Origin of the sequence: Streptomyces sp. NPDC087263 (genome assembly GCF_044744645.1) — a bacterium.
Lineage (GTDB): Bacteria > Actinomycetota > Actinomycetes > Streptomycetales > Streptomycetaceae > Streptomyces.
Genome location: NZ_JBIUYT010000001.1, coordinates 506,824 through 533,033, shown reverse-complemented (window position 1 = coordinate 533,033; position 26,210 = coordinate 506,824). Strand labels below are relative to the sequence as shown.

General features: G+C 71.0%; 26 protein-coding genes. 12 read left to right on the top strand and 14 right to left on the bottom strand.

Going from position 1 to position 26,210, the window contains the following annotated elements; genetic code table 11:
* Window positions 1-13: 13 nt before the first annotated feature.
* Window positions 14-1,039 carry an MBL fold metallo-hydrolase gene (locus tag ACIPC1_RS02370; RefSeq protein ID WP_402512564.1) on the bottom strand — a complete coding sequence of 342 codons (1,026 nt, stop codon included), beginning with the start codon at window positions 1,037-1,039 and terminating at the stop codon, window positions 14-16.
* 244 nt (window positions 1,040-1,283) lie between these two features.
* Between ACIPC1_RS02370 and ACIPC1_RS02365 the strand changes: the two genes are divergently transcribed.
* The gene (locus ACIPC1_RS02365) at window positions 1,284-2,741 is read left to right on the top strand and encodes an aldehyde dehydrogenase (RefSeq protein ID WP_402512562.1); all 1,458 of its coding nucleotides are present in this window, start codon (window positions 1,284-1,286) and stop codon (window positions 2,739-2,741) included.
* A gap of 2 nt (window positions 2,742-2,743) precedes the next feature.
* Window positions 2,744-2,977, top strand: a complete 234-nt coding sequence (locus ACIPC1_RS02360) for a ferredoxin (protein WP_402512561.1) — start codon at window positions 2,744-2,746, stop codon at window positions 2,975-2,977.
* Window positions 2,978-2,991: 14 nt separating this feature from the next.
* Here ACIPC1_RS02360 and ACIPC1_RS02355 read toward each other — a convergent pair whose 3' ends face one another.
* Window positions 2,992-3,777 (bottom strand): TetR family transcriptional regulator, encoded by a 786-nt coding sequence (locus tag ACIPC1_RS02355; RefSeq protein ID WP_402512559.1) that lies wholly within the window; start codon window positions 3,775-3,777, stop codon window positions 2,992-2,994.
* 250 nt (window positions 3,778-4,027) lie between these two features.
* Here ACIPC1_RS02355 and ACIPC1_RS02350 point away from each other — a divergent pair, with 250 nt between their 5' ends.
* Genes ACIPC1_RS02350 through ACIPC1_RS02340 form a run of 3 tightly spaced genes read left to right on the top strand, consistent with a single transcriptional unit; the run spans window position 4,028 to window position 7,385 of the window.
* A complete protein-coding gene (locus ACIPC1_RS02350; protein ID WP_402512558.1) occupies window positions 4,028-5,542 on the top strand; it encodes a glycosyltransferase family 4 protein in 1,515 nt (504 codons plus the stop codon).
* Window positions 5,536-6,318: a class I SAM-dependent methyltransferase gene (locus ACIPC1_RS02345; protein ID WP_402512557.1), complete on the top strand. Its 783-nt coding sequence runs from the start codon at window positions 5,536-5,538 to the stop codon at window positions 6,316-6,318. The genes ACIPC1_RS02350 and ACIPC1_RS02345 overlap by 7 nt, the downstream gene beginning before the upstream one ends.
* Window positions 6,315-7,385, top strand: coding sequence for a prenyltransferase/squalene oxidase repeat-containing protein (locus ACIPC1_RS02340; RefSeq protein ID WP_402512556.1), 1,071 nt, complete (start codon window positions 6,315-6,317; stop codon window positions 7,383-7,385). The genes ACIPC1_RS02345 and ACIPC1_RS02340 overlap by 4 nt, the downstream gene beginning before the upstream one ends.
* A gap of 34 nt (window positions 7,386-7,419) precedes the next feature.
* On the opposite strand, the gene ACIPC1_RS02335 is transcribed toward ACIPC1_RS02340, so the two are convergent.
* From ACIPC1_RS02335 to ACIPC1_RS02295, 9 genes are all read right to left on the bottom strand, one after another.
* Window positions 7,420-7,713: a hypothetical protein gene (locus tag ACIPC1_RS02335; protein ID WP_384384132.1), complete on the bottom strand. Its 294-nt coding sequence runs from the start codon at window positions 7,711-7,713 to the stop codon at window positions 7,420-7,422.
* Between the two features lie 63 nt (window positions 7,714-7,776).
* Window positions 7,777-8,787: an LLM class F420-dependent oxidoreductase gene (locus tag ACIPC1_RS02330; RefSeq protein ID WP_402512553.1), complete on the bottom strand. Its 1,011-nt coding sequence runs from the start codon at window positions 8,785-8,787 to the stop codon at window positions 7,777-7,779.
* A gap of 111 nt (window positions 8,788-8,898) precedes the next feature.
* The gene (locus ACIPC1_RS02325) at window positions 8,899-9,741 is read right to left on the bottom strand and encodes a hypothetical protein (RefSeq protein ID WP_402512552.1); all 843 of its coding nucleotides are present in this window, start codon (window positions 9,739-9,741) and stop codon (window positions 8,899-8,901) included.
* Between the two features lie 164 nt (window positions 9,742-9,905).
* Window positions 9,906-10,850: an N-acetylmuramoyl-L-alanine amidase gene (locus ACIPC1_RS02320; RefSeq protein WP_402512550.1), complete on the bottom strand. Its 945-nt coding sequence runs from the start codon at window positions 10,848-10,850 to the stop codon at window positions 9,906-9,908.
* Window positions 10,851-10,923: 73 nt separating this feature from the next.
* Window positions 10,924-11,571 (bottom strand): LysE family translocator, encoded by a 648-nt coding sequence (locus tag ACIPC1_RS02315; RefSeq protein WP_402512548.1) that lies wholly within the window; start codon window positions 11,569-11,571, stop codon window positions 10,924-10,926.
* A gap of 55 nt (window positions 11,572-11,626) precedes the next feature.
* On the bottom strand, window positions 11,627-12,277 hold the full coding sequence (locus tag ACIPC1_RS02310) for a class I SAM-dependent methyltransferase (RefSeq protein ID WP_402512546.1): 651 nt from the start codon (window positions 12,275-12,277) through the stop codon (window positions 11,627-11,629).
* Between the two features lie 108 nt (window positions 12,278-12,385).
* Complete coding sequence (locus tag ACIPC1_RS02305; protein WP_402512545.1) at window positions 12,386-14,125, bottom strand: MFS transporter; 1,740 nt, start codon at window positions 14,123-14,125, stop codon at window positions 12,386-12,388.
* 355 nt (window positions 14,126-14,480) lie between these two features.
* Window positions 14,481-15,113 carry a response regulator gene (locus ACIPC1_RS02300; RefSeq protein ID WP_384384236.1) on the bottom strand — a complete coding sequence of 211 codons (633 nt, stop codon included), beginning with the start codon at window positions 15,111-15,113 and terminating at the stop codon, window positions 14,481-14,483.
* Between the two features lie 5 nt (window positions 15,114-15,118).
* On the bottom strand, window positions 15,119-15,628 hold the full coding sequence (locus ACIPC1_RS02295; protein ID WP_402512544.1) for a MarR family winged helix-turn-helix transcriptional regulator: 510 nt from the start codon (window positions 15,626-15,628) through the stop codon (window positions 15,119-15,121).
* Window positions 15,629-15,838: 210 nt separating this feature from the next.
* Here ACIPC1_RS02295 and ACIPC1_RS02290 point away from each other — a divergent pair, with 210 nt between their 5' ends.
* Window positions 15,839-16,804 carry a zinc-binding alcohol dehydrogenase family protein gene (locus tag ACIPC1_RS02290; RefSeq protein ID WP_402512543.1) on the top strand — a complete coding sequence of 322 codons (966 nt, stop codon included), beginning with the start codon at window positions 15,839-15,841 and terminating at the stop codon, window positions 16,802-16,804.
* Here ACIPC1_RS02290 and ACIPC1_RS02285 read toward each other — a convergent pair.
* Window positions 16,788-18,002 (bottom strand): sensor histidine kinase, encoded by a 1,215-nt coding sequence (locus ACIPC1_RS02285; RefSeq protein ID WP_402512541.1) that lies wholly within the window; start codon window positions 18,000-18,002, stop codon window positions 16,788-16,790. The genes ACIPC1_RS02290 and ACIPC1_RS02285 overlap by 17 nt on opposite strands.
* 344 nt (window positions 18,003-18,346) lie before the next feature.
* Between ACIPC1_RS02285 and ACIPC1_RS02280 the strand changes: the two genes are divergently transcribed.
* The 3 genes from ACIPC1_RS02280 to ACIPC1_RS02270 are packed head-to-tail and all read left to right on the top strand — an operon-like array spanning window position 18,347 to window position 21,334.
* On the top strand, window positions 18,347-19,222 hold the full coding sequence (locus tag ACIPC1_RS02280) for a MaoC/PaaZ C-terminal domain-containing protein (protein ID WP_402512539.1): 876 nt from the start codon (window positions 18,347-18,349) through the stop codon (window positions 19,220-19,222).
* Window positions 19,223-19,280: 58 nt separating this feature from the next.
* Window positions 19,281-20,357, top strand: a complete 1,077-nt coding sequence (locus ACIPC1_RS02275) for a Zn-dependent alcohol dehydrogenase (RefSeq protein WP_402512538.1) — start codon at window positions 19,281-19,283, stop codon at window positions 20,355-20,357.
* A gap of 38 nt (window positions 20,358-20,395) precedes the next feature.
* Complete coding sequence (locus tag ACIPC1_RS02270) at window positions 20,396-21,334, top strand: 3-oxoacyl-ACP reductase (RefSeq protein WP_402512536.1); 939 nt, start codon at window positions 20,396-20,398, stop codon at window positions 21,332-21,334.
* A 96-nt stretch (window positions 21,335-21,430) separates the two neighbouring features.
* Here ACIPC1_RS02270 and ACIPC1_RS02265 read toward each other — a convergent pair whose 3' ends face one another.
* A complete protein-coding gene (locus tag ACIPC1_RS02265; protein WP_402512535.1) occupies window positions 21,431-21,583 on the bottom strand; it encodes a hypothetical protein in 153 nt (50 codons plus the stop codon).
* A 45-nt stretch (window positions 21,584-21,628) separates the two neighbouring features.
* On the bottom strand, window positions 21,629-22,918 hold the full coding sequence (locus ACIPC1_RS02260; protein WP_402512534.1) for a hypothetical protein: 1,290 nt from the start codon (window positions 22,916-22,918) through the stop codon (window positions 21,629-21,631).
* 243 nt (window positions 22,919-23,161) lie between these two features.
* Between ACIPC1_RS02260 and ACIPC1_RS02255 the strand changes: the two genes are divergently transcribed.
* The 3 genes from ACIPC1_RS02255 to ACIPC1_RS02245 are packed head-to-tail and all read left to right on the top strand — an operon-like array spanning window position 23,162 to window position 26,161.
* Window positions 23,162-24,013, top strand: coding sequence for a Nif3-like dinuclear metal center hexameric protein (locus ACIPC1_RS02255; protein WP_402512532.1), 852 nt, complete (start codon window positions 23,162-23,164; stop codon window positions 24,011-24,013).
* Window positions 24,010-24,753 (top strand): zinc ribbon domain-containing protein, encoded by a 744-nt coding sequence (locus ACIPC1_RS02250; protein WP_384384234.1) that lies wholly within the window; start codon window positions 24,010-24,012, stop codon window positions 24,751-24,753. The genes ACIPC1_RS02255 and ACIPC1_RS02250 overlap by 4 nt, the downstream gene beginning before the upstream one ends.
* 37 nt (window positions 24,754-24,790) lie before the next feature.
* Window positions 24,791-26,161, top strand: coding sequence for a bifunctional RNase H/acid phosphatase (locus ACIPC1_RS02245; protein WP_402512530.1), 1,371 nt, complete (start codon window positions 24,791-24,793; stop codon window positions 26,159-26,161).
* The last annotated feature ends 49 nt before the right edge of the window (window positions 26,162-26,210 follow it).

The following is a 26,210-nucleotide window of genomic DNA, read 5'->3' as shown; positions in this document are numbered from 1 at the left end:
AGACACGGTTGCCCTAGACAGCCACGTACGTCACCGGATCGGTCCCCGTCACGGCCTCCGCCCGCCCCAGTTTCACCAGCCGCCGCACATGGGCCTCCGCCTCCGAGACGGCGATGGTCCTTGATCCGTACGGGATCTGGTCCCAGGGCCGGTTCCATTCCATGCGCTCGGCGAGCTGCCAGGGGGTGAGCGGAGCCGAGAGGAGGGTGTGGAGGCCGGTGAGGCGGTCCTCGTGGTGGTCGAGCAACTCCCTTACGCGGGCAGGGGCGTCGGCGAACGCGTGCTGGTGGGCCGGGAGCACCTCCGCGGGGGCCAGGCGCCCGACGCGCTCCAGGGAGTCGAGGTAGTCGCCGAGCGGGTCGGTGACGGTGGCGTCGTCCGGATCCTCGTACAGGCCGATGTGCGGGGTGATCTCCGGGAGCAGGTGATCGCCGGAGAACAGGCGTCCGTTGCCCGGGAGTTGGGCGGGATGGGCCTCCTCCAGGTGGAGGCAGACATGGCCGGGGGTGTGGCCGGGGGTCCAGATCGCGCGGAGGCGGCGGCCGGGCAGATCGAGGAGTTCGCCGGGGACGATCTCGCGGTCGGGGAGTGCGGGGGAGAAGCCGGGCAGGGCGCCGGGGCGAGCCCTGCGCAGGGGCGCCAGGTGTTCCTCGGGCGCGCCCGCGGCCGTCAGTTTCGCCGCCATGTACGCGTACCACCGCTCGGGCCGGTTCTCTCGGGTGCGCCGTACGAAGAAGGCGTCCGCCGCGTGCATCGCGAGCCACGCCCCGGACGCGTCCCGCACCTTGCCCGACAGGCCGTGGTGGTCGGGGTGATGGTGGGTGATGACCACACCGTGTACCTCGGCGACGGAGGTGCCGCAGGCGGTGAGCCCCTCGGCGAGGGTGTCCCAGGAGGTGGGGTCGTCCCAGCCGGTGTCGATCAGGACGGCGCCGCGGTCGGTGTCGACGACGTACACGAGCGTGTGGCCGAGGGGGTTGTCCGGGATGGGAACCCGGATCGACCGTACGCCGCCGCTGTGATCGGTCACCTGCGTCATGGGCTTCCACCAATCGCCGCGTCCCGGGTACCGGCCACTATAACTAGAACCAGTTCCAATGGGAGCCCGAGACGACTGTCCGCCCTATGGGCCCGAAGAGCCGAAGACCCGAAGAGTCGAAGAGCGAGCCGAAGGCGGCCCGAAGAGCCGAGAGTCCGACCCGTGGACTCCACTCACCGGAACTGGTATCAGTTCTAGTCATCTGATGCATCGTCAGAGAACGTCCCCGGGGAGGCAGTCGGCCATGACCGAACTCACGGAACACGGACAGCTGTTCATAGGCGGGGAGTTGACGGACCCCCTGGGCAAGGACGTCATCGAGGTGATCTCGCCGCACACGGAGGAGGTCATCGGGAGGGTGCCGCACGCCTCCACGGCGGACGTCGACCGGGCCGTCGCCGTCGCGCGGCAGGCGTTCGACGAGGGGCCCTGGCCACGGATGAGCCTCGACGAGCGGATCGAGGTGGTGAACCGGATCAAGGGCGGGATCGCCGTACGGCACGAGGAGATCGCCCGTGTCATCTCCTCCGAGAACGGCTCCCCGTACTCCTGGAGCATCCTCGCGCAGGCCCTCGGCGCGATGATGGTGTGGGACGCGGCGATCACGGTCGCCCGCGGCTTCACGTACGAGGAGACCCGCGACGGAGTCCTCGGGAAGATCCTCGTCCGGCGTGAGCCGGTGGGGGTCGTGGCGGCCGTGGTGCCGTGGAACGTGCCGCAGTTCGTGACCGCCGCCAAGCTCGCGCCCGCGCTGCTGGCCGGCTGCACCGTCGTACTGAAGCCGTCGCCCGAATCGCCCCTGGACGCCTACCTGTTGGGGGAGATCGCGAAGGACGCCGGGCTGCCGGAGGGCGTCCTTTCGATCCTCCCGGCGGACCGTGAGGTGAGCGAGTACCTGGTCGGTCACCCGGGGATCGACAAGGTGTCCTTCACCGGGTCCGTCGCGGCGGGCAGGCGGGTGATGGAGGTCGCCTCGCGCAATCTCACCCGCGTGACACTGGAGTTGGGCGGCAAGTCGGCGGCGGTGGTCCTGCCGGACGCGGACCTCGCCACAGCCGTCCCCGGCATCGTCTCGGCGGCCTGGATGAACAACGGCCAGGCGTGCGTCGCCCAGACCCGCATCCTCGTGCCGCGCTCGCGCTACGACGAGTTCGCGGACGCCTTCGCGACGGCGGCGAGCGCGCTGGTCGTCGGCGACCCACTGGACCCGGCGACCCAGGTCGGCCCGCTGGTCGCCAGGCGGCAGCAGCAGCGCAGCCTCGACTACATCCGCATCGGCCAGGAGGAAGGCGCCAAGGTCCTTACGGGCGGCGGTCGTCCGCCCGGTCTGGACCGCGGCTGGTACGTCGAGCCGACCCTCTTCGGCGACGTCGACAACTCCATGCGGATCGCCCGCGAGGAGATCTTCGGCCCGGTGATCTGCCTCCTCCCCTACGGCGACGAGGCCGAGGCGCTGAAGATCGCCAACGACTCCGACTACGGGCTGAGCGGCAGCGTCTGGACGGCGGACGTCGCGCACGGCATCGACATCGCACGCCAGGTCCGCACCGGCACCTACTCCGTCAACACCTTCAGCCTCGACATGCTCGGCCCGTTCGGTGGCTACAAGAACTCAGGCCTGGGTCGGGAGTTCGGCCCCGAGGGCTTCGGTGAGTTCCTGGAGCACAAGATGATCCACCTGCCGGCCGGCTGGGAGGCGTAGGGATGGGTGACCGCTGGCAGGTCGAGGTCGACCGTTCCGTCTGCATCGGCTCCGCCCAGTGCGTGCACCTCGCCCCGGACGCGTTCCGCCTCGACACCGGCAGGCAGTCCCACCCGGCCGACCCGGAGCCCGACGCCAACGAGAAGATCCTGGAGGCGGCGGAGGGGTGCCCGGTGGAGGCGATCATGATCACACTGCTGGGGAGCAGGGAGCCGGTGTTCCCGCCCGAGGAGTAGCCGTACGAGGTGAATCAGCCCTTGTCATCCGGGGACGTCAGGTCGATCAGCCGGCAGACCGTCTCGATGTCGATCTTCACCTGGGCGATCGAGGCACGGCCGGAGAGCCAGGTGATGAGGGCCGAGTGCCAGGTGTGCTCGATGACGCGGACCGCGGAGAGCTGGGCGGCGGTCGGGTCGTCGAGGCCCATCGCGTCCAGGATGATCACCGTGGTCATCCGGGAGACCTGGTCGACCTCGGGACTGACGCTGCGGTCCGCGAAGGTGAGGGCGCGGACCATGGCGTCGGCGAGGTGCGGCTCGCGCTGCAGGGCGCGGAAGGCCCGCATCAGGGTCTCCGCGACGCGCTCGGCCGCGGTGTCCCCGGACGGCGGCTTCTTCCGCAGGGTGCCGTGCATGTGCTCCAACTGGTCCTGCATCGTGGCGACCAGCAGATGGACCTTCGACGGGAAGTAGCGGTAGAGCGTGCCCAGGGCCACCTGCGAGGACTCCGCGACCTCACGCATCTGCACCGCGTCGAAACCGCCCCGGCTGGCCAGCTGCGCGCTCGCGTGCAGGATCCGGCGGCGGCGCGCCTCCTGCCGCTCGGTGAGCGGGGGAGAGTCGGGGAGCGCGGTGGAGTACGAGAGGGGGCGAGGGGTGTGGTGCTGCGCGGTGGGGTGCGACTCCGGACGCGAGCCCCGTCGTGAGTCCGGACGCTCCTGTCGTGAGTCCTGTCGTGAGTCCGGTCGCTCCGGTCGTGAGTCCGGTCGTGAGTCTGTTCGCGCGCTGTTCGTGTCCGCCTTGGCTTCCGCAGGCATGGGTCCCGTTCCGTGACATTCCGTGACATCAGCGAGAGGAGTGACGAGTCGGCACGGCAGGGCTCACGACCGTCGCGCGGACCGGGCGACCACGCCACGCGGTCGTGGCGTGAATCACCCGATGCACCGCTCACAGCGGGGCTACCTGCCGGTAGATTCAAAGCTCCTTGAACGATCAAGTCTGAAACTTGTTCTAGATTAGCGTCCCGGCGTAATCTCGCGGGAATGTGCAGGGAGAAGGGGGCCGAGAGTGACCGCTGAGGCCATGGAGGCGGGCCCCGGCGAGGGCGCGGCCGCCGACGGCGAACGACCGTTGCGCATCGCGCTTCTCACCTACAAGGGGAACCCGTTCTGCGGCGGCCAGGGTGTGTACGTACGACACCTCTCGCGCGAGCTCGCCCGACTCGGACACCATGTCGAGGTCATCGGCTCCCAGCCCTATCCGGTGCTGGACGAAGGCCTTCCTGCCCTGAGTCTCACCGAGTTGCCCAGCCTCGACCTGTACCGCCAGCCGGACCCCTTTCGCACCCCCAAGCGCGGGGAGTACCGGGACTGGGTCGACGCGCTGGAGGTCGGCACGATGTGGACCGGCGGCTTTCCCGAGCCGCTGACCTTCTCGCTGCGCGCCCGCCACCATCTCCGGGCCCGGCGCGGCGAGTTCGACGTCATCCACGACAACCAGACGCTGGGGTACGGGCTGTTGGGGGATGTCGGTGCCCCGCTGGTCACCACCATTCACCATCCCATCACCGTCGACCGGCAGTTGGAGATCGACGCGGCCGAGGGCTGGAAGCGACGGATGTCCGTCCGCCGCTGGTACGCCTTCACCCGCATGCAGAAGCGGGTCGCGCGCCGCCTGCCTTCCGTGCTCACCGTCTCCGGTACGTCACGCCAGGAGATCGTCGAGCACCTCGGCGTACGCGACGACCGCATCCACGTCGTCCACATCGGCGCGGACACCGACCTTTTCTCGCCGGATCCGGCGGTGCCTCAGGTGCCGGGCCGGATCGTCACCACGTCCAGCGCGGACGTACCGCTCAAGGGGCTCGTCTTCCTCGTCGAGGCGCTCGCGAAGGTACGTACCGAGCGCCCCGGCGCGCACCTCGTCGTCGTCGGCAGGCGTGCCGAGGACGGGCCCGTCGCCCAGGCCATCGAGCGGTACGGCCTCGAAGGCGCCGTCGAGTTCGTCAAGGGGATCTCCGACGCCGAACTCGTCGACCTCGTACGGTCGGCCGAGGTCGCCTGCGTGCCCTCCCTGTACGAGGGGTTCTCGCTGCCCGCCGCCGAGGCGATGGCGACGGGGACACCGCTCGTGGCCACCACCGGCGGTGCGATCCCGGAGGTCGCCGGGCCCGACGGGGAGACCTGCCTCGCGGTGCCCCCCGGTGACTCGGGTGCGCTGGCCGCCGCGCTGAGCCGCGTCCTGGGCAACCCCGAACTCCGAGCCCGACTCGGCTCCGCCGGACGCGCGCGGGTACTGGCCCGCTTCACCTGGGCCCGCGCCGCCGAGGGCACCGTGACCCACTACCGCGAGGCAATGACCCGCTCCGCGGGCAGGTCCCCCAGTGGCCCTGCGTCCGGGTCCACCGCCGATCCCGCGGGCGGGGCCGTAAGCCGCTCCGCGCCAAGCCCTCACCGCTCCGCGGCCCAACCTCCCGGCCACTCCGCGGCCTCAACGGATCCCGCCCCCGCCACAGGCGCCCCCGCCCCCACGGCGGCCCCCGCACCCCCCACCCCCGACCGCGAAAGCAGGGCCACGTGCTGACCGTCGACTTCTCCCGGTTCCCGCTCGCCCCGGGTGACCGCGTACTGGACCTCGGGTGCGGTGCCGGCCGGCACGCGTTCGAGTGTTACCGGCGCGGTGCCCAGGTGGTCGCGCTGGACCAGAACGGCGAGGAGATCCGCGAGGTCGCCAAGTGGTTCGCGGCGATGAAGGAGGCGGGCGAGGCGCCCGCCGGGGCGACCGCGACGGCCATGGAGGGCGACGCCCTGGCGCTTCCCTTTCCCGACGAGTCCTTCGACGTCGTGATCATCTCCGAGGTCATGGAGCACATCCCGGACGACAAGGGCGTACTCGCCGAGATGGTCCGGGTGCTCAGGCCGGGCGGCCGCATCGCGATCACCGTCCCGCGATACGGGCCGGAGAAGGTCTGCTGGACGCTGTCCGACGCGTACCACGAGGTCGAGGGCGGCCACATCCGCATCTACAAGGCGGACGAACTCCTCGCCAGGATCCGGGAAGCCGGGCTCAGGCCGTACGGCACCCATCACGCGCACGCCCTGCACTCGCCCTACTGGTGGCTGAAGTGCGCGTTCGGCGTCGACAACGACAAGGCGCTGCCCGTGCGGGCGTACCACAAGCTCCTGGTCTGGGACATCATGAAGAAACCGCTCGCCACCCGGGTCGCCGAACAGGCACTGAACCCGCTGCTCGGCAAGAGCTTCGTGGCGTACGCGACCAAGCCGCACCTGCCGGTCGAGTCGGCCGAAGCAGTCGAGTCCGCGGACTCCGCCGAGTCCGTCGAGGTGGCCGGCCGGTGACGACTCCCCGGACAGAACACCTCGTCCTGCCCGGGGTCCTCACCGCCGAGGAGGCTGCGGCCACGGTGCGCGGGATCCTCGCGGTGCAGCGCCCGGACGGTGCCATCCCGTGGTTCCGCGGGCATCACCTGGACCCGTGGGACCACACCGAGGCGGCCATGGCGCTGGACGCGGCGGGGGAGCACGAGGCGGGGGAGCGCGCGTACGAGTGGCTCGCGCGCCATCAGAACCATGACGGTTCGTGGTACGCGGCGTACGCCGACGGGGACTTCGCGGACGTCACCGACCGCGGCCTGGAGACCAACTTCTGCGCGTACGTCGCGGTGGGCGTCTGGCACCACTATCTCGCGACGGGCGACGACGCGTTCCTGGACCGGATGTGGCCGACCGTCTACGCGGCGATGGAGTTCGTGCTGCGGCTCCAGCAGCCCGGTGGGCAGATCGGCTGGAAGCGTGAGGAGGACGGACGGGCCGTCAACGACGCGCTGTTGACCGGGAGTTCGTCGATCCACCACGCCCTGCGCTGCGCGCTCGCCATCGCCGAGCAGCGTGAGGAGCCGCAGCCCGACTGGGAGTTGGCGGTGGGCGCGCTGCGGCACGCGATCGGCAGGCACCCCGAGCGGTTCCTCGACAAGGGCCGCTACTCGATGGACTGGTACTACCCGGTGCTCGGCGGCGCGTTGACCGGCGCCGAGGCCAAGTCCCGTATCGAGGAGGGCTGGGCCCGCTTCGTGGTTCCCGGGGTCGGCGTCCGCTGTGTGGTCCCCAACCCGTGGGTGACCGGCGGTGAGTCGGCCGAACTGGCCCTGGCGCTCTGGGCCGTGGGTGAGTCCGACCGCGCCCTGGAGATCCTCCAGTCCATCCAGCACCTGCGCGACCCGAAGACCGGCCTGTACTGGACCGGCTATGTCTTCGAGGACCAGGCCGTCTGGCCCGAGGAACTCACCAGTTGGACAGCCGGTTCGCTTCTGCTGGCCGTCGCCGCACTGGGCGGTGACGAGCCCACCTGCGCCGTCTTCAGCGGCGAACGCCTCCCGACCGGCCTGGACCCCGACTGCTGCCGATAGCAGACTCAGCCGGAGCCCCAGGATGCGCAGGTTCTCAGTACCGGTGCATACGGTTGGCGATGGCGTGGCCGATGAAGAGGTACACGACGGCTGCGAGGCCGTAGCCCGCGACGACGCGCGCCCACTCCTTGTCGAACGTGAACAGGTCGCGGGACCAGCCGGCCAGCCACGCTGCCACGTTGTGGATGAACTGCACCAGGTCGTTGGCGCGGTTCGCGTCCAGTAGGTACATCAGGATCCAGACCCCGAGGATGAGCGCCATCACGTCTGCGACGATCGCGATGACCCTCCCCGCTTGGTTGGAACCGTTGCGGTTTCGAGAGGACATGTGTTCCGTGTTGCCCGAGAACGGTGCATGAAACCCGAACGGGTTCGCCCGGCCGGACAGGTCCTAGGAGTTGAGCTCGGCGAGTACGCGGAGTGTGTGCGGGTCGGGGGAGAGGACGAGGAGGTCGGTCACCGGGCCCTTGCGCCACAACTCCAGGCGTTCGGCGATGCGTTCGCGCGGACCGACGAGGGAGATCTCGTCGGCGAAGGCGTCGGGCACGGCGAGTACGGCCTCCTCGCGGCGCCCCGCGAGGAACAGCTCCTGGACACGCCGGGCCTCCGCCTCGAAGCCCATCCGTGCCATCAGATCGGCGTGGAAGTTGCGTGCCGCGTGCCCCATCCCGCCGATGTAGAAGCCGAGCATGGCCTTGACCGGCAGCAGTCCTTCGGTGACGTCGTCGCAGACGTGGGCGTGGGCCATCGGGGCGATGAGGAAGCCGTCACGAAGGCCGGTCAGTGAGCCCTCGTACGCCTGCGGACGTGTCGGCGACCAGTACAGCGGCAGCCAGCCGTCCGCGATGCGGGTGGTCTGCGCGATGTTCTTCGGGCCCTCGGCGCCGAGCAGGACGGGCAGGCCGGCCCGCAGGGGATGCGTGATGGACTTGAGCGCCTTGCCGAGGCCGGTGCCGTCGGCGCCGCGGTAGGGGTGGGAGTGGAAACGTCCGTCCAGCTCGACGGGGGCCTCGCGCCTGAGGACTTGGCGTACGACATCGACGTACTCCCGGGTCGCGGTCAGCGGCGAGTTCGGGAACGGGCGCCCGTACCAGCCTTCGACGACCTGCGGGCCCGACAGCCCGAGGCCGAGCATCATGCGCCCGCCCGAGAGATGGTCGAGCGTGAGCGCGTGCATCGCGGTGGTGGTGGGGGAGCGGGCGGCCATCTGTGCGACGGCCGTGCCGAGCCGGATGCGGGAGGTCCGCGCGGCGATCCAGGTCAGCGGGGTGAAGGCGTCGGACCCCCAGGACTCGGCCGTCCACACGGAGTGGTAGCCGAGACGTTCCGCCTCCTGCGCGAGCGGTATGTGGTCGGCGGCAGGGCCGCGGCCCCAGTAGCCGAGTGCGAGACCGAGTCGCATGTGCCCTCCAGACGCCCTGCTCTGACGGAGTGTCAGCTGTCGGCCGGGTGAGCGTACGACAACGACCCCCCGCCCGGAAGGGCGAGGGGCCGTGCGGGACCGTGGTGCGCGTCAGCCGCGCTGGATCCCCGAGGTGTCCTGCAGAACGCCACGACGGCCGTCCTGTGTCTGCGCCACCAGGCTCGGGCCGCGCTGCTCGACGGCCAGATACCAGGTGCCCGGCGCCAGTTCGGCGATCGGCGTCGGCGAACCGTCCTCCGCGTACAGCGGACGCGGCACCGGCACCGCGAACCAGAACGGGGAGAAGTCCCCGGCCGGCTGCTGCACCTGCGGAGCAGGCGCCTGCTGCGGCTGGCTGGGCTGACCGCCGAACGGCTGGCCCGCCTGCGGCTGCGCACCGTACGGCTGACCGGGCTGCTGGGCGCCCGCGCCCGGGTAGCCGTACCCACCCTGGGGCTGACCGCCGTAGGGCTGGGGGGCGGCCGGCTTGGGGGCGGGGAGCAGCGCGACCTTCAGGGCCGGGACGAGAGGTGTGGCGATGGCGCCGCCGGCGAGGATCAGGGTCGCGATGAAGATGAGGATCAGGCCGATACCGGCGCTGACGCCGCTGTCCGAGGCGTTACCCACGTTGTCCGTGCCGCCGAGCGGGTCGAAGAGGTTCCCCAGCGCGCTCCAGGCGGCGAAGACCGTGAACGCGACGCCGAACGGGCCGATGTCCAGGCCGGCGACCTTGGGAGGCTGCGGAAGGCCGTGGGAGACCACGATCAGCGCGGCGCCGATGATCCCCGCAAGGACGACGCCCAGCAACAAGGGCCCGCTCTGCCAGGCGTTCGGGATCTCGTAGCTGTCGGGGGCCCCGTCGATGGAGTAGATCGCGAGGAACGAGGCGATGAGGAGCAGTACCGCTGCTCCGATCACCACGCCGTCGCCTCGAGTGAGGGAGCGGATATTCACTTCAGTCGGTCCTTCGCAGGTCGTCTCGTCGTCGGTCGGGAGGCGTCGCTGTTCACCTTGTCCCCGTAAGGCCGTGGTGTGAAGCGCGGGGGTGGCCCCTCATCGTAGGGACGACACTATCTCCCGTCCCACCAGGGTGTCCGCCGGGTTGAGCGCACTGATCGTCACCCGCGCAGGAAACTCACGATTCCCTCAGAGATCCCTCGTGCCGCCTGCTGCCGCCAGGCGCCGCTGGTCAGCAGTGCCGCGTCCTTGCTGTCACGCATGTTGCCGCACTCGATGAACACCTTCGGAACTGTTGACAGATTGAGACCGCCGAGGTCCGTCCGGACGTCGAGACCGGTGCCCTCGCCGATGTAGTTGGAGGGTGCGGTGCCCGTCTCACGGGCGAAGTCGCCCGCGATGCGCTCGCCGAGTTCGCGGGACGGGGCGACGATCGGGCGGGTGTCGGCCGCGCCGTCGTGGACGGGCCCGGGAAGGATCACGTGGAAACCGCGCTGTCCGGCGCCCGCGCCGTCCGCGTGGATCGAGACGGCCGCGTCGGCGTGCGCCTCGTTGCCGATCGCGGCCCGTTCGTCGATGCACGGACCCCAGGAACGGTCCCCGTCCTGGGTGAACTTCACCGTGGCGCCCTGCTGTTGCAGGATCGTACGCAGCCGTCGCGCGACGTCGAGTGTGAACTGCGCCTCCGCGTAACCCGCGTTGGTCGCCGTACCCGTCGTATCGCATTCCTTCGAGTTCGTGCCGATGTCCACCTTGCGGTTGATCTCGGCCGTGTGCTGGAAGTTGCCGGGGTTGTGCCCCGGGTCGATGACGACGACCTTGCCCTTGAGGGGGGTCGCGGCGGCGGGCGCGGACGACGCGGGGTTTGCTTCCTTGCCGTCGTCGGTGCTCGTGCTCGACGCCTGAGGGGATCCGGCCGCGGAGGGGGCGGTCCCCCGCGCCTGCTGCTGCGGCGCGGCCCCGCCCCCGGAGTCGTCACCCACCGTCTGCCACACCAGCCACCCGGCCAGCGCACCCGGCACCAGCGCGGCGACCGCCACGGTCAGCGGCCCGCGCCGGGGACGGCGCGGCTGGGAAGGATTGAATTCAGGGCCCAGGTACGACACGGGTGCCACCCTACGGGTCGGCGCTCCACGCGGTCCGCAGGGTGCCGCGAGCGCCGTGATCCGCTCGGCGGAGCTACTCCTTGCGGCCCGTCGCCGCGACCGTCACGCCGAGGCCGATCATCGTGAGCCCGCCGAATCCGCCGATCAGGGCGAGCCGTCGGGGCGAAGAGGCGAACCAGCCGCGGGTGGTGGCCGCGACCAGCCCCCAGGCGCTGTCGGACACCACCGCGATGAGATTGAAGACCAGGCCGAGTAGCAGCATCTGAGCCGTGATGTGCCCCTGGCTCCGGTCGACGAACTGGGGCAGTACGGCGGCGAAGAACACGATGGTTTTCGGGTTGGCCACCCCGACCGCGAACCCCTCCCACAGCGTCCGCAGTCCGCCGTGCGCGGGACCTTGAGCGGTGAACGCGGCCTGTAGCGAACGGCGTTGGCGCACCGCCTTCACCCCGAGGTACACCAGGTAGGCGGCGCCCACCAGCTTCAGCGCCGTGAAGACGAGGACCGAGCGTTCCACCACGGCCCCGACCCCGAGAGCCACCGCCACGACGAGGACGTACGCCCCGAGGGTGTTCCCCGCGACCGTCGTCAGCGCGGCCCGACGCCCCTGCGCCAGCGCCCGCCCGATCACGAACAGCACGCTCGGGCCGGGTATCACGATCAGCAGGAACGACATGGCCGCGAAGGCCAGGAGCCGGTCGGCAGACATCATGCGGTCCATGTGAGCACGGAGGCCGTGACCGCCTCCAGGCATTTTCCAACGGACGCGCCCTGCCTCAGATCCCCGGCCCCGTACGCCGCAGCACCCGCAGCGAGTCCGTCACCGAGACCTCCGTGAACGCGCCGGACTCCAGGGCCCGCAGATAGACGCGGTACGGAGCCTGGCCGGTGAACTCGTCTGCCGGGTCCGGGAACACGTCGTGGATCAGCAGCAGCCCGCCCTCGGCGACGTGCGGCGCCCAGCCCTCGTAGTCGCCGGAGGCGTGCTCGTCGGTGTGACCGCCGTCGATGAAGACCAGGCCGAGGGGGGACTTCCAGAAGGCGGCGATCTGCGGCGAGCGGCCGACGAGGGCGACCACGTGGTCCTCCAGGCCCGCCTTGTGGAGGGTGCGGCGGAAGGTGGGGAGGGTGTCCATCAGGCCGAGTTCCGGGTCGACCGTCGACGGGTCGTGGTACTCCCAGCCCGGCTGCTGCTCCTCGCTGCCCCGGTGGTGGTCGACCGTGATCGCCGTGACCCCCGCCTCGCGCGCCGCGTCGGCGAGCAGAACGGTGGAGCGCCCGCAATAGGTGCCGACCTCGAGAAGCGGCAGCCCGAGCCGACCGGCCTCGACGGCGGCCTCGTACAGCGCGAGCCCCTCGCCCGTGGGCATGAACCCCTTGGCGCCCTCGAAGGCGGCGAGAATCTCCGGCTTGGGTGCCGCGGGCATGGGGGTCCTCCATAGGAGCAGTACGAACAGGGTGTACGTGTGTGTGGGCGCCCCATGGTGCACCAGCACCCCCGTCGCCTGGGCGACGGGGGTGCACACGATGACAGGTCAGGCCCGAACGGCTTCGCCCGGCAGCGCCAGGTCCACAGCGACCGTACGGTCGTCCCCGGCGTGTGTCGCCGACGAGGCGAGCGGGCCGTGGCCGGTGGCCCTGGCGGCCAGGACGTACGGGCCCTCGGCGGGTACGGCGAGCGTGTAGCTGCCGTCCTCGGCGGAGAGCGTGGCACCGGCCTGATGGCCGCGCCGGTCGATGAGGGTGACCTTGGCGCGGGCGACGGGGGTGCCGCCGGCGTCGAGGACGCGGCCGCGGAAGCCGCCGAGAAGCTCCTGGGCCCGATCGAGGGCGGCGTCCTCCTCGCTGCTGGCCCGCAGTTGCGGTGCGGTCGACCGGCGCCCGCGGGGCAGGAAGAGGGCCATCACCAGGCCGACGGCCACCGCGCCGGTGGCGATCATGAAGGAGACCCGGAAGCCGTGCATGGTGGGGACGGCGACGCCGCCGACGTCGGTGGCCGTGTTCGCGAGCACCATGCCGATGACGGCGCTCGACACCGACGTACCGATCGAACGCATCAGGGTGTTGAGGCCGTTCGCCGCGCCGGTCTCCGAAGCGGGGACGGCACCGACGATCAGCGCGGGGAGCGAGGAGTACGCGAGGCCGATACCGGCGCCCAGGATCACCGCGATGACGATGGTCTGCCAGGCGGCGCTCATCAGGCCGAGGCCCGCGCCGTAGCCGATCGCGATGATCAGCATGCCGAGGATCAGGGTGACCTTGGGGCCGTACTTGGCGGAGATCCTGGCGTACACCGGCGCCGTGAACATCATCGTCAGGCCGAGCGGCGCCACGCACAGACCTGCGACGACCATCGACTGGCCGAGGCCGTAGCCGGTGGACTTCGGCAGCTGGAGCAGTTGCGGCAGGACGAGCGAGACGGCGTAGAAGGCGACACCGACCATGATCGAGGCGAGGTTGGTGAACAGCACCGCGCGACGGGAAGTGGTGCGCAGGTCGACCAGAGGGGCCTTCACCCGCAGTTCCATCACGCCCCACAGGAGGAACACGACGGCCGCCGCGGCGAACAGACCGAGCGTGGTGACCGAGGTCCAGCCCCAGTCGCTGCCCTTGGTGATCGGCAGCAGGAAGAGGATGAGGCCCGCGGAGAGCCCTATCGCGCCGAGGACGTCGAAGGTGCCCTTCGCGCGCATCGGGGACTCCGGTACGGCGACGAGGGTGAGGCCGATGGAGAGGACGCCCAGGCCCGCGGAGAGGAAGAAGAGCGAGTGCCAGTCGGCGTGCTGCGCGACCACGGCCGCGAGCGGCAGCGCGAGTCCGCCGCCGACACCGATCGAGGAGCTCATCAGGGCCATCGCCTTGCCGAGCTTCTCGCGGGGCAGCATGTCGCGCATCAGGCCGATGCCCAGCGGGATGGCACCCATGGCGAAGCCCTGGAGGGAACGGCCGACGATCATCACGAGGAGCTGGCTGGTGAAGCCGGCGATCAGTGAGCCCACGACCATCACGGACAGGCTCAGGAGCAGCATGCGCCGCTTGCCGTACAGGTCACCGAGGCGGCCCATGATCGGCGTGGCCACGGCTCCCGCGAGCAGGGTCGAGGTCAGCACCCAGGTGGCGTTGCTGGGCGAGGTGCCGAGCAGCTCCGGCAGGTCCTTGATGACCGGCACCAGCAGGGTCTGCATCACCGCGACAACGATGCCCGCGAAGGCCAGCACCGGCACGATCGCGCCGCTCGGCCTCCGGGTGGGCTGTTCGGTCGTCGTGTGCGTCATTACGTGGGGCCTCCAGGCCGGACGAGAAAGAAAAGGGGGTGAGCGATCCGTGCGGGATACGTGCAAGGTGAACCCGGTGTGCCCGGGCAACTATTCCGATACTTCGGCGCACTAACGAATTCTTGACCTACGCATGAAGATCTGACCTGGCGTCAGAATGAAACGTACGTACGTTCGAGAAGCTTCTGCTTGCCGCCTCAGGACCGCAGATCCTGCCCGAGGTCGGGAAACGCGGTGCGCAGCCGGTCGGCGGTCGGCCGGTCGAGGACGGTGTACCGCAGGTCGGCGGCCTCGAGGTGCCGGAGCTGGAAGAACGACTCGGGCTGACGACCGCCACTGACAGCAAAGGCCGGAGTTACAGCCAGCCCTGCTGCCGCGCCTCCCGCATCGCCTCCATGCGGTTGCGCGTGCTCGTCTTGCCGATGGCGGAGGAGAGGTAGTTGCGGACGGTCGACTCGGAGAGGTGGAGCTTGGCCGCGATGTCGGCGACGGTGGCGCCGTCCACCGAGGCGTTCAGTACGTCGCACTCGCGGGCGGTGAGCGGATTGGGCCCGGCGCTCAGTGCGACCGCGGCGAGCGCCGGATCGATGACGCTCTCGCCGGTCAGCACCCGGCGAATCGACTGGGCGAGTTCCTCCACGGGCCCGTCCTTGACGAGGAACCCCGCCGCCCCCGCCTCCATGGCCCGCCGCAGGTACCCGGGGCGCCCGAAGGTCGTGAGGATCAGTACCCGGCAGTCCGGCACCTGGTCCCGCAGTTCGGCCGCCGCGTCCAGCCCGCTCATCCCCGGCAACTCGATGTCCAGCAGCGCCACATCGGGCCGGTACGTCAACGCCGCGTCCACGATCGCGTCGCCCGCCGACACCTGCGACACCACCTCGATGTCCGCCTCCATGCCCAGCAGCAGAGCGAGCGCGCCCCGCATCATCCCCTGGTCCTCGGCGAGCAGGACGCGAATGGACTTGGCGGGCCGGTGGTCCCGGGGCATCTCGTTCACGGGGTCAGAGTATGGGTCGGGGGCCTGTGCAGGAGCTTCGCGGCCAGGGCGAGGATCTGCGTGTGTTCGGCGCCGGTCAGGGACGCGGTCAGGGCGGTGATCTGCTGCTCGGCCTCAGCGGTGCATGTCTCGGTGAGCTGACGGCCTTGCGGGGTGAGGCCGACCAGGACGGCGCGGCCGTCGTCGGGGGAGGGCAGGCGCTGGACCAGGCCGCGTTTCTCGGCGCGGGTGACCAGGCCGGTCATGGAGGACTTGTCCAGACCCAGGTGACGGGCGAGTTCGAGCATGCCGGGCGTGCGGTCGCGCAGGATGCCGAGAAGGCGGACCTGGATCAGGGAGAGGTCGTGGTCGGTGGCGATACGGATCAGGACGCCCTGGACCAGGAACGACAGCTGGACCAGGGCGTCGACGGTGTTCTGCGGTTCATCGACTCTCCGGGCGGCCGGGCCGCCCGCCGGGTCCGAGGTGGGGCCGGGGCCGGGGGAACTGGGGGAGCTTGGGGTCATCGTCGCCGCCTCCGCTTGACTTAGTACGTGGCACAAACTACCTTCGAATTGGTACGTGACGCAAACTATCGCGTCTGTCGAAACGAAAGCAGTACGCGCCGCAAACCATGCGCCGCAAACCATGCGCCGCAAACCATGCGGCGCAAACCATGCGGCGCACATCATGCGGCGCACATCATGCGGGTGCCCACCCGCCCCAGGAGGCCAGTCATGCACGCAGCCGTCGTCCGTTCCTTCGACACCCCGCCCCGCTTCGACATCATCGACACACCCCGGCCCGCCGGGGAGCACGAGATCCTGGTGGACGTGCTGGCCGCCGGTCTCCACCCCCGGGTGCGCTCCGATGCCGACGGCACCCACTACACCTCCGGCGGTGTCCTGCCGCTGGTACCCGGCGTCGACGCGGTCGGCCGTACGGCGCAGGGCGAACTGCTCTACTTCGTCGCCGACGACACCGGCCTGGGCACCATGGCGGAGCAGGCCGTCGTCGACCGTCGCCGCGCCATCACCCTGCCGGCCGGCACCGATCCGGTCGCGGTGGCCGCCGCGATGAACCCCGCCATGTCCTCCTGGGTCGCCCTCCGCAGCCGCGTCACGCTCAAGCCCGGCGCCCGCGTCCTGGTCCTGGGCGCGACCGGCAACGCCGGACAACTCGCCGTCCGGATCGCCAAGCATCTCGGCGCCGCCCATGTCGTGGGCGCCGGCCGCGACGCCGAGCGCCTGGACCTGCTGCCCGGCCTGGGCGCCGACGAGACCGTCTCGCTGCTGGACGACCCCGAGAAGGTCGCCGACCGGCTCGGCCGGAGCGCGGGTGACGCGGACGTGGTGATCGACTACCTGTGGGGCCCGACTGCCGAACACGCCATGGCCGCCCTGCTCACCGCCCGCTCCGACCGTGCCAAGCCGCTGGCCTGGATCCAGATCGGCTCCATGGCCGGCGCGGACATCACCCTGCCCTCCTCCCTGCTGCGCGCGGCGAACCTCCAGATCATGGGCAGCGGCCAGGGCTCGGTCAGCACCGCCGGAATCCTCGCCGAACTGCCCGCCCTCGTTGCCGAGATCGCCGCCGGAACCCTCGCGGTCGACCCCCTCGCCGTGCCCCTGTCCGAGGTCGAGGAGGTATGGAACGCCCCCACGGCGCCCGGTCGGCGCGTCGTGCTCACCCCCGGTGACTGACCAGCTGCGGTTCTCCCGGATCCCTCAGGCCCAGTGGGTCCACCGGCTCCACCGGAAGTTCGGCCGACACCGTGAACCCGCCGCGCGAACCCTGCCCCGCCTCCAGCGAGCCGCCCGCCGCCGCGAGGCGCTCCGTGAGGCCCTTGATGCCGGTACCGGTACCCGGCTCCTGCGTGGTGGCAGGGGCGGTGCCGTCGTCGGTGACGGTCAGGCGGACCCGTTCGGAGGTGCTGTCGACGCTGATGTCGCAATGCGTGGCGCCGCTGTGCCGTACGACGTTGGTGACGGCCTCGCGGACCACCCAGCCCAGGAGGACCTCGGTCTGGGGCGCGAGAGGTATGCCCGACCGGCGGACGGCCGGCTCGACTCCGGCCGCGGAGAGCGCGGAGTGGGCGCCGTCCAGTTCCGTGTCGAGGCTGCCCTCGCGATAGCCGGTGACCGCCTCACGGATCTCCGTGAGGGCCTGGCGGCCGACCGACTCGATGTCCGAGATCTGGACGAGGGCCGCGCTCAGGTCGCGGGGGGCCAGCCGGCGGGCAGCCTCCGACTTCACGACGATCACCGAGAGCGTGTGGCCGAGCAGGTCGTGCAGGTCGCGGGAGAAACGCAGCCGCTCCTTCTCGACCGCACGGCGCGCCAACTCCTCTCGGGCGGCGCGCAGTTCACGTACCGCGTCGGAGAGGGACAGGATCGCGGCGGTCACCGCGGTGGACAGGAAGGTGCCGTAGGCGATGTTGACCGCGGCCCAGCCCTCGTGGAACCAGGCGATGGTCCCCGCGAGGACGCTCAGGCCGAGCGCGATCCGGCCGAGGGGCTTGCCCCTGACGACCGCGCCCACGGCCAGGCCAAGCAGCGGGAAGAACCACAGCCACGTGTCGCCGTACCCGATGGTGAGGCCAGAGGTCAGCAATGCCATCAGGGCGAGCGCCACCCGGGTGGAGCGGGCCTCCCGCGTCTCCTTCGCGAAGGCGCGGAACACGACGTAGATGTAGAGGGAGTTGAAGGCGAGCAGACCCAGACCGGCGATCAGGGGGTTCGGTGTCCTGCCCTGGACGAGGTTGGAGAACGAGCCCATGCCCATCAGCAGCCAGGGCAGCAGCGCGAAGCCGCTGGGCGGGTGGCCCACGTCGTCCGGCCGCGACTTCCCGGACTTCCCGAGCTCGGGGATGCGACAGTTCCTCTTCTTCGTCCCGGCCATCGCGTCTCCCCCTCGTCGAATGCGATGGGTACGACGCTACGGACAGGGGGCCCCGACCGGGAGATGCGTTTGTAAGGAGTTGGGTGGGACAAATGTCATGACTCCTCGATCCCGCCCCGATCTGACATGGTGTCAGGAGTCTTCACAACTACCCGGTGCTGGGCTATACAAGGGGTTCGCCGGACTGGAACGCGTTCTAGAAGAGGCGGGTTCCACGGCCCAGCGTCGACCTCGGTACGGCCGACGGTGCGGACGGCCGTACCGAGGTTTTCCACAGACGATCAACCAGCCAACCAGCCAACCATCGATTGCCGGCGATCACGAGTGACCAGGAGCGGAGCCCCATGCCCATCGACGCCGCCAAGGCCCTCGCCGCCGAACCCCGGACCGGAGAGATCACCTGGGGTCACAAGGACGTCCAGCTCTACCACCTGGGCCTCGGCGCGGGCGCGAATCCCGACAGGGAGAACCCCGCGACCGACCCGGACGAGCTGCGCTACACCCTGGAGTCCAGGCTGCACGTCCTGCCGAGCTTCGCGACCGTCGCCGGTGCGGGCCGCCCGGGTGTGATCGCCGGCCTCTCCATGCCCGGCGTCGAGGTCGACCTCGCCCGCGTCCTGCACGGCGGCCAGAGCCTGACCCTGCACCGCCCGATCCCGGTCGAGGGCAGGGCGACGGCCACCTCGCGGATCGCCGCGGTGTACGACAAGGGCAAGGCCGCGATCCTCGTCATGCGCACGGAAGTCACCGACACCGAGGGCCCGTTGTGGACGAACGACGCCCAGATCTTCGTACGGGGCGAAGGCGGCTGGGGCGGCGACCGGGGCCCCGCCACCCGCCTCGAAGCACCAACCGGGCCGCCGGACAAGGCAGTTGAACGCCTGGTCCGGGAGGACCAGGCCCTGCTCTACCGGCTCTCCGGTGACTGGAACCCGCTGCACGCCGACCCCGAGTTCGCCAAGGTCGCCGGGTTCGACCGGCCGATCCTGCACGGGCTGTGCACGTACGGGATGACGCTCAAGGCGGTCGTCGACACGCTGCTCGGCGGAGACATGGCCCGCGTCCGCTCGTACACGACCCGCTTCGCCGGTGTCGTATATCCCGGCGAGACCCTGCGTATCCGGATGTGGCGGCGCCCCGGCGGGATCCAGGTGGCGGTGACCGCGGCGGAGCGGGACGACGCTCCGGTCCTCGCCGACACGATCGTTGAGCACGCCTGACCGTCGTACGTACCTCCGTGACGTCCTTCCCGACGTCCTTCCCGAGGGGAGCCGCACCATGCGCGCAGCCGTACAGCACGAGATAGGCCAGGACAAGCTGGAAGTCCTCGACGACATCGAGGCGGTGGGCTTCGGTCCGGGCCGGGTGAGGATCCGGGTGCGCGCCACGGGGCTGTGCCATTCGGACCTGTCGGCGATGAGCGGCGTACTGCCGCAGCCCGCGCCGTTCGTGCCCGGGCACGAGGGCGCCGGTGAGGTCGTCGAGGTCGGCGAGGGCGTCATGAACGTCAAACCCGGTGACCGGGTCGTCGTCTGCTGGCTGCCGGCCTGCGGCGTCTGTCCCGCCTGCAAGCGAGGACAGACCGAACTGTGTCTGGCCGGGTTCATGAACGCGGGCACCCCCAACTTCCGGCGCCCCGGCGGCGATGTCTTCGGCTTCGCGGGCACCGGCACCTTCGCCGAGGAGGTCGTGGTCGACGCCGGTTGCGCCGTGCCGATCCCCGACGACGTGCCCTTCGACATCGCCGCCCTCATCGGCTGCGGGGTCACCACCGGACTCGGCGCCGCCCTCAACACCGCGGACGTGGAAGCCGGTTCGTCGGTCGCCGTCATCGGCTGCGGCGGCGTCGGCATCTCCGCCATCCAGGGCGCACGGCTCAAGGGCGCCGCCGAGATCGTCGCCGTCGACCCGGTCGCCTCCCGCCGCGAGGCCGCGCTGCGGTTCGGCGCCACCCAGGCCGTCTCACCGGACGAACTCCCGGACGCCAAACAGCGGATCACCGCCGGCGAGGGCTTCGACTACGTCTTCGAGGTCGTCGGCCGCTCCGCCACCGCGCGCACCGCGTACGAGAACACCCGGCGCGGCGGCACCCTCGTCATCGTCGGCGCGGGCGCCATGGACGACTTCCTCCAGCTCAACATGTTCGAGCTGTTCTTCGACGAGAAGCGGATCCTGCCCTCGATGTACGGCGGCGGAGACGTCCTGCGTTCCTACGAGCGGACCGTCGCCCTGTGGCGCGCGGGCCGCATCGACCTGGAGGGCCTGATCACCCACCGGGTGCCGCTCGCCGAGATCAACGAGGCACTGGACCAGATGCGGACGGGCACGGCGCTGCGTACGTGCATCGAGATCTGACCCCGACCACAGCTTCCTCGCGACCTCTAAGGACCTTGATGTCACTGCCACTTGAGGGATTGGCCGCGATCGTCACGGGCGCCGGCCGCGGGCTGGGCCGGGCCGAGGCGCTCGAACTCGGACGTCTCGGCGCGGCCGTCGTCGTCAACGACTACGGCCGGCCCGGACGGGACGGTTCCGGCGAGGCGTCGGACACCCCCGCCGAGGAGGTCGCCGCCGAGATCCGGGCCGCGGGCGGCCGGGCCGTCGCCCACGCCGGTGACGTCGCCGACCACGAACAGGCGCGCGCCCTGGTCGAGTTGGCGGTCGCCGAGTTCGGGAAGCTCGACATCCTGGTCAACAACGCGGGCATCCTGCGCGACCGGATGGTCTTCTCGATGTCGCAGGACGAGTGGGACTCGGTCATCAGGGTGCACCTGAAGGGCCACTTCAACACCATCCACTTCGCCTCCGCGCACTGGCGGGTGCGGTCCAAGGAGGCGGGCGGGCCGGTGTACGGGCGGATCGTGAACACCTCGTCGGAGGCGTTCCTCGCCGGCTCGGCGGGGCAGCCCAACTATGCGGCGGCCAAAGGTGGAATCGTCGGGCTGACCACCTCCACGGCACTGGCTCTCGCGAAGTACGGCGTCACCGCGAACGCGATCTGCCCGCGCGCCCGAACCCGTATGACCCAGGACGTGTTCGCCGGCCTCGCCGAGCCCGCGGACGGCCTGGATCCGCTCGCTCCCGAGCATGTCGCCCCGCTCGTCGGCTACTTGGCCTCGCCCGCCGCAGCGCACGTCAACGGTCAGCTTCTCGTCGTGCACGGAGGCATGGTCGCGATCGTCGAACGCCCGCGGGTGGCCGCCAAGTTCGACAGCAAGCAGGACACCTTCACGTACGACGAACTGGACGCGCTGCTCAGCCCGTACTACGCGGAGCGGCCGGCGGGGGAGACGTTCGCTGCGGCGGAGGTGTTGGGGCTCAGGCGCGGATAGCTCTCCTGGCGGGGAGGGCTCTGGTGCACGGAACGGCCCCGCTCGCTCTGTAGCGGGCGGGGCCGTGGTGTCGCCGGTTCTGACTGCGAGCTGTCGTCAGGCCTGGTTGCCCTGGTCGGACGGCTTGCGGTGGCGGCCCTGCGGGGTCGCGTCCGCGTCCCCGCCGGAGACCACCGGGCCGCGGTGCTTTCCGTGGCCCTCGGTCTGGGTGTCAGTGATCGGCCATTCCATCGTGCCGGTTTCGCTCATCTTGTGTTCACCCCGTAGACAAGATCCTTCTTGTGCCGGGGGATTCTAACCGGCGGTCAGGGCGGGCGCTTCGGCGGGGGCTGCGTTTTTCTCGCCCCCGCCGCTCCTGCCCTTCCCGTCCCGGGGGGCCGCGCCCCCGGACCCCCATTCGGCCTGGACGGCCTCGTCCTCGAACTCCCCCAGAGGGGGTGCCCCCAGACGGGCTGAGACCTTCCCTCCGTTCAGAGGTGCCTGCTGGAGAGGGATCGGGCGAGGGGTGGCGGTCCGCTCAGGAGGAGCCGGAGCGGCCTTCTCCTGCTCCTCCTCCTGCTCCTCCGCAGGTGCCTTCACCCTCGCCACCCCGTACGCCACCGACCCTGTCGCGTAAGGGAGTTGGAGCACCCCCTCGCCGCTCCACAGGCCCGCTCCCGTCAACCACCCCTCGGGGGCGGGGAGATGGTGGACCTGTCGCCCGGCGGGGCGCCACAGGCCCACCCAGGTGCCGGTCGGGCCGTCGATGCGCAGGGCGACCGCGCAGTTCTCCGGCATCAGCACCTGGCCGGGCTGGATCGCGAACGGGGTCACCGCGCAGTCGGCCAGGTGGAGGCTCTCCGGGAAGCGGATCGGGAGGGTGCTGCCGAGGACGCCCCAGCCGAGGCGGTCGCAGCCCGGCGCGTCGGAACGGATCAGGATGAGTCCGCTGTCGGGGTCCGCGAGGAGCAGCCGGTCGTTGCTGTTCTCGGCGATCTGGAGCAGCGGGGACACCTCGCCGCCGCGCTCCAGGTCCACGACGACCGTCTTGGTGTGGCCGTCCTGCAAGCGGTCCAGGGCCAGCAGGCGTCCCGTGGTGTCCAGCCACACCCCGCCCGAGCAGCGGCCCGGCACCTCGGCCAGATGCTCGGGCCCGAAGGCGCCGCCCGCCACCTGCCACACCGCCGTGGACCCCCGCCCCACGGCGAGGGCGTACGCGTGACCGCCGTCCGGCGCGGGCGGCAGCAGCCGCAGCAGGGTCCCCTCGTCCGGACACTCCACCGCGCCGAGCGGCAGCTCACCGGTGCCGGGCCCGGTCGGGTAGAGCAGCGAGAACGCGTGCCGCCGGTCCGTCTCGCGGTGGATCAGCACCCGTCCGTCGGTCAGCGGCAGCACCTCGGTGCCGGGCTCCTCCGGCTGATGGGACGGTAGGGGTACGGCGTACGGCTCGGGGCCGTCCAGAGTCCAGCGCTCCGGATACCAGGACTCGCCGTCGAGGGCGAGGCGTGCCGCGTACGTTCCGTCCGCGGTGATCACGCAGGCAGGGCGGGCGGCCCGCTCGTTCTCAGCCGCCTCGTTCCCGGGTTCGGTGGCACAGGCCGTCATCGTTCGGTCACCTCCGGCCACGAAGCTAGTTTTCGTACGCACGGGCGTGGGACCGGCGGGCGGTCGCTTCACACATAAGGGTGGCTATGTCGAGATTCGCCTGAGGAAACGGGGGCGGATGTGCTGAACGGGACCGGCGGCGGGCGGCGGGAGCGGGGTGACCGCGACGCGTCCGTCGTGGGGGTCCCGGCGGAGTGGCCCACGGCCGGTGGGGGACCGGCCTGAGCCAGGTAGCCTTTCTTCGTGCCCCGTCTGTCTGAAGTCATCGCCGCGCTCGACGCCCTCTGGCCTCCGGAGCGGGCCGAGGGATGGGACGCGGTCGGTACGGTCTGCGGCGATCCCGACCAGGAGGTCACGCGCGTCCTGTTCGCCGTCGACCCCGTCCAGGACGTCGTCGAAGAGGCCCTGAAGCTGGGTGCCGGCCTGCTGGTCACCCACCACCCGCTCTACCTTCGCGGTACGACGACGGTCGCGGCCGACACCTTCAAGGGCCGCGTCGTGCACACCCTCATCAAGAACGACATCGCGCTGCACGTCGCCCACACGAACGCCGACCGCGCCGATCCGGGAGTCTCGGACGCCCTCGCGGGCGCGCTCGACCTCCGCGTCGTACGCCCCCTCGTGCCGGACCCGACCGACCCGGACGGCCGGCGGGGCCTCGGCCGCGTCTGTGAGCTGGACCACCCGGTGACCGTCCGCGAGTTCGCCGCGCGCGCCGCCGAGCGGCTGCCCGCCACCGCGCAGGGCATCCGCGTCGCGGGCGACCCCGAGGCGCTGGTGCGTACCGTCGCGGTCAGCGGCGGCTCCGGCGACAGCCTCTTCGCCGACGTACGCGCCGCCGGCGTGGACGCCTTCCTCACCGCGGACCTGCGCCACCACCCGGTGAGCGAGGCCCGCGCCCACAGTCCTCTCGCGCTGCTCGACGCGGCGCACTGGGCCACCGAGTGGCCCTGGTGCGAGCTGGCCGCCGCCCAGCTCGACGAGATCTCCGACCGGAAGGGATGGGGACTTCGGGTCCACGTCTCCAAGACGGTCACCGACCCCTGGACCGCCCACGCGGCCTCGACTACCGACACATCAGGAGCCCCCAACTGAACGCCGCGCCCGCCGACCAGATCCGACTCCTCGACGTCCAGTCCCTCGACGCCCGCCTTCAGCAGCTGGCACACAAGCGCAGGTCGCTGCCCGAGCACGCCGAGATCGAGTCGCTGAACAAGGACCTCATCCAGTTGCGCGACCTGCTCGTCGCCGCGCAGACCGAGGACAGCGACTGCGCCCGCGAGCAGACCAAGGCGGAGCAGGACGTCGACCAGGTGCGCCAGCGCGCCGTCCGCGACCAGCAGCGCCTCGACTCCGGTGCCGTGTCCTCGCCCAAGGACCTGGAGAACCTCCAGCGCGAGATCATCTCCCTCGCCAAGCGGCAGGGCGACCTGGAAGACGTCGTCCTGGAGATCATGGAGCGCCGCGAGTCCGCGCAGGAGCGGTCCGCCGAGCTGACCGAGCGGGTCTCCTCCGTCCAGTCGAAGATCGACGACGCGACCGCGCGCCGGGACGCCTCCTTCGAGTCGCTCGACAGCGAGGCGGCCACGGCGACCAAGGAGCGCGAGGTCATCGCAGGCGTCGTCCCCGCCGACCTCCTCAAGCTCTACGACAAGCTGCGCCAGCAGCAGGGCGGCGTCGGTGCGGCCCGGCTCTACCAGCGCCGCTGCGAGGGCTGCCGCCTGGAGCTCAACATCACCGAGGTCAACGAAGTGAAGGCGGCCTCCCCGGACACCGTGCTCCGCTGCGAGAACTGCCGTCGCATCCTGATCCGCACGTCCGAGTCCGGCCTGTAGGCCTGGGGCACCAGTAGGCCAGTAAGGAGCTTGTGCGGTGCGGGAGTTCATCGTCGAGGCCGACGGCGGGTCCCGGGGCAACCCGGGACCCGCGGGCTACGGCTCCGTGGTCATCGACGCGACCACCGGAGAAACGCTCGCGGAGGCCGCCGAGTACATCGGCGTGGCCACCAACAACGTTGCGGAGTACCGGGGGTTGATCGCCGGTCTGAAGGCGGCCCGCGAACTTGACCCCACCGCCTCGGTCCGGGTCCGCATGGACTCCAAGCTCGTCGTCGAGCAGATGTCGGGCCGCTGGAAGATCAAACACCCCGACATGAAGCCCCTCGCGGCGGAGGCGGCCCGGATCCTCCCGCCGTCCCAAGTCACGTACGAGTGGATCCCGCGCGAGCAGAACAAGCACGCCGACCGGCTCGCCAACGAGGCGATGGACGCGGGGAAGCGGGGCGAGCGGTGGTCGCCGTCGATGTCGACGGCGGAGCTGGACGCGAGGGCCGCGAGGTCGGCTGCGCCTGAGCCGTCGGGCCCGCCGGGGGACGCGGCTGCGGGCGCGGCGAAGGCGCGAGCGGCGATCGCAGCGACGCGGGGAGGGACGGCGCCCTCTGCTGCGCCGGGTTCGGGAGCGCCCCGTCAGGGGCGCGGGGAACCGCGCGACCAGCCCCCGACGGCCCGCACTCCGAAGACTTCCGGCGCCGAATCCGCGAAGGCCGAATCCGACGTACGGGCAGCTCGAAACCTGGCCACCGGGACCCCGCCCGTCGGCTGGGGCGCACCCCCGGACCTCGGCGCCCCCGCCACCTTCGTACTCCTTCGCCACGGCGAGACCCCCCTCACCCCCCAGAAACGCTTCTCCGGCAGCGGCGGCACGGACCCGGCCCTGTCCGAAGTCGGCCGGGACCAGGCCGAGCGAGCCGCAACGGCGCTCGCCGCACGCGGCACGATCCAGGCGATCGTGGCGTCCCCCCTCACCCGCACCCGCGAGACCGCCGCGGCCGTAGCCGCCCGCCTCGGGCTCGACGTGGTCATCGAGGAAGGCCTGCGCGAGACGGACTTCGGCGCGTGGGAGGGTCTGACGTTCGGCGAGGTACGGGAGCGCTACCCCGACGACCTCAACGCCTGGCTCGCATCGCCGGACGTCGAACCCACCGGCGGTGGCGAGAGCTTCGAGGCCACCGCCCGCCGAATCGCCCTCACCCGCGACAAGCTCATCGCCGCGTACGCGGGCCGCACCGTCCTGCTCGTCACCCACGTCACCCCCATCAAAACCCTCGTACGCCTCGCGATCGGCGCCCCGTCGGAGTCCCTGTTCCGGATGGAGCTGTCCGCGGCCTCCCTCTCCGCGGTGGCGTACTACGCGGACGGCAACGCGAGCCTGCGCGTCTTCAACGACACCTCCCACCTCCGCTGACCTGCGCGTCTTCGACGACACCTCCCACCTCCGCTGAGAGGAGCTGTCG

Coding starts and splice junctions, on each gene's coding strand:
- ACIPC1_RS02370 (WP_402512564.1), bottom strand. CDS start 1,039: ATGACGCAGGTGACCGATCACAGCGGCGGCGTACGGTCGATCCGGGTT.
- ACIPC1_RS02265 (WP_402512535.1), bottom strand. CDS start 21,583: ATGAGCGAAACCGGCACGATGGAATGGCCGATCACTGACACCCAGACC.
- ACIPC1_RS02330 (WP_402512553.1), bottom strand. CDS start 8,787: ATGCGACTCGGTCTCGCACTCGGCTACTGGGGCCGCGGCCCTGCCGCC.
- ACIPC1_RS02360 (WP_402512561.1), top strand. CDS start 2,744: ATGGGTGACCGCTGGCAGGTCGAGGTCGACCGTTCCGTCTGCATCGGC.
- ACIPC1_RS02310 (WP_402512546.1), bottom strand. CDS start 12,277: ATGCCCGCGGCACCCAAGCCGGAGATTCTCGCCGCCTTCGAGGGCGCC.
- ACIPC1_RS02315 (WP_402512548.1), bottom strand. CDS start 11,571: ATGGACCGCATGATGTCTGCCGACCGGCTCCTGGCCTTCGCGGCCATG.
- ACIPC1_RS02335 (WP_384384132.1), bottom strand. CDS start 7,713: ATGTCCTCTCGAAACCGCAACGGTTCCAACCAAGCGGGGAGGGTCATC.
- ACIPC1_RS02260 (WP_402512534.1), bottom strand. CDS start 22,918: ATGACGGCCTGTGCCACCGAACCCGGGAACGAGGCGGCTGAGAACGAG.
- ACIPC1_RS02295 (WP_402512544.1), bottom strand. CDS start 15,628: ATGACCCCAAGCTCCCCCAGTTCCCCCGGCCCCGGCCCCACCTCGGAC.
- ACIPC1_RS02285 (WP_402512541.1), bottom strand. CDS start 18,002: ATGGCCGGGACGAAGAAGAGGAACTGTCGCATCCCCGAGCTCGGGAAG.
- ACIPC1_RS02305 (WP_402512545.1), bottom strand. CDS start 14,125: ATGACGCACACGACGACCGAACAGCCCACCCGGAGGCCGAGCGGCGCG.
- ACIPC1_RS02290 (WP_402512543.1), top strand. CDS start 15,839: ATGCACGCAGCCGTCGTCCGTTCCTTCGACACCCCGCCCCGCTTCGAC.
- ACIPC1_RS02270 (WP_402512536.1), top strand. CDS start 20,396: ATGTCACTGCCACTTGAGGGATTGGCCGCGATCGTCACGGGCGCCGGC.
- ACIPC1_RS02355 (WP_402512559.1), bottom strand. CDS start 3,777: ATGCCTGCGGAAGCCAAGGCGGACACGAACAGCGCGCGAACAGACTCA.
- ACIPC1_RS02300 (WP_384384236.1), bottom strand. CDS start 15,113: ATGCCCCGGGACCACCGGCCCGCCAAGTCCATTCGCGTCCTGCTCGCC.
- ACIPC1_RS02275 (WP_402512538.1), top strand. CDS start 19,281: ATGCGCGCAGCCGTACAGCACGAGATAGGCCAGGACAAGCTGGAAGTC.
- ACIPC1_RS02365 (WP_402512562.1), top strand. CDS start 1,284: ATGACCGAACTCACGGAACACGGACAGCTGTTCATAGGCGGGGAGTTG.
- ACIPC1_RS02280 (WP_402512539.1), top strand. CDS start 18,347: ATGCCCATCGACGCCGCCAAGGCCCTCGCCGCCGAACCCCGGACCGGA.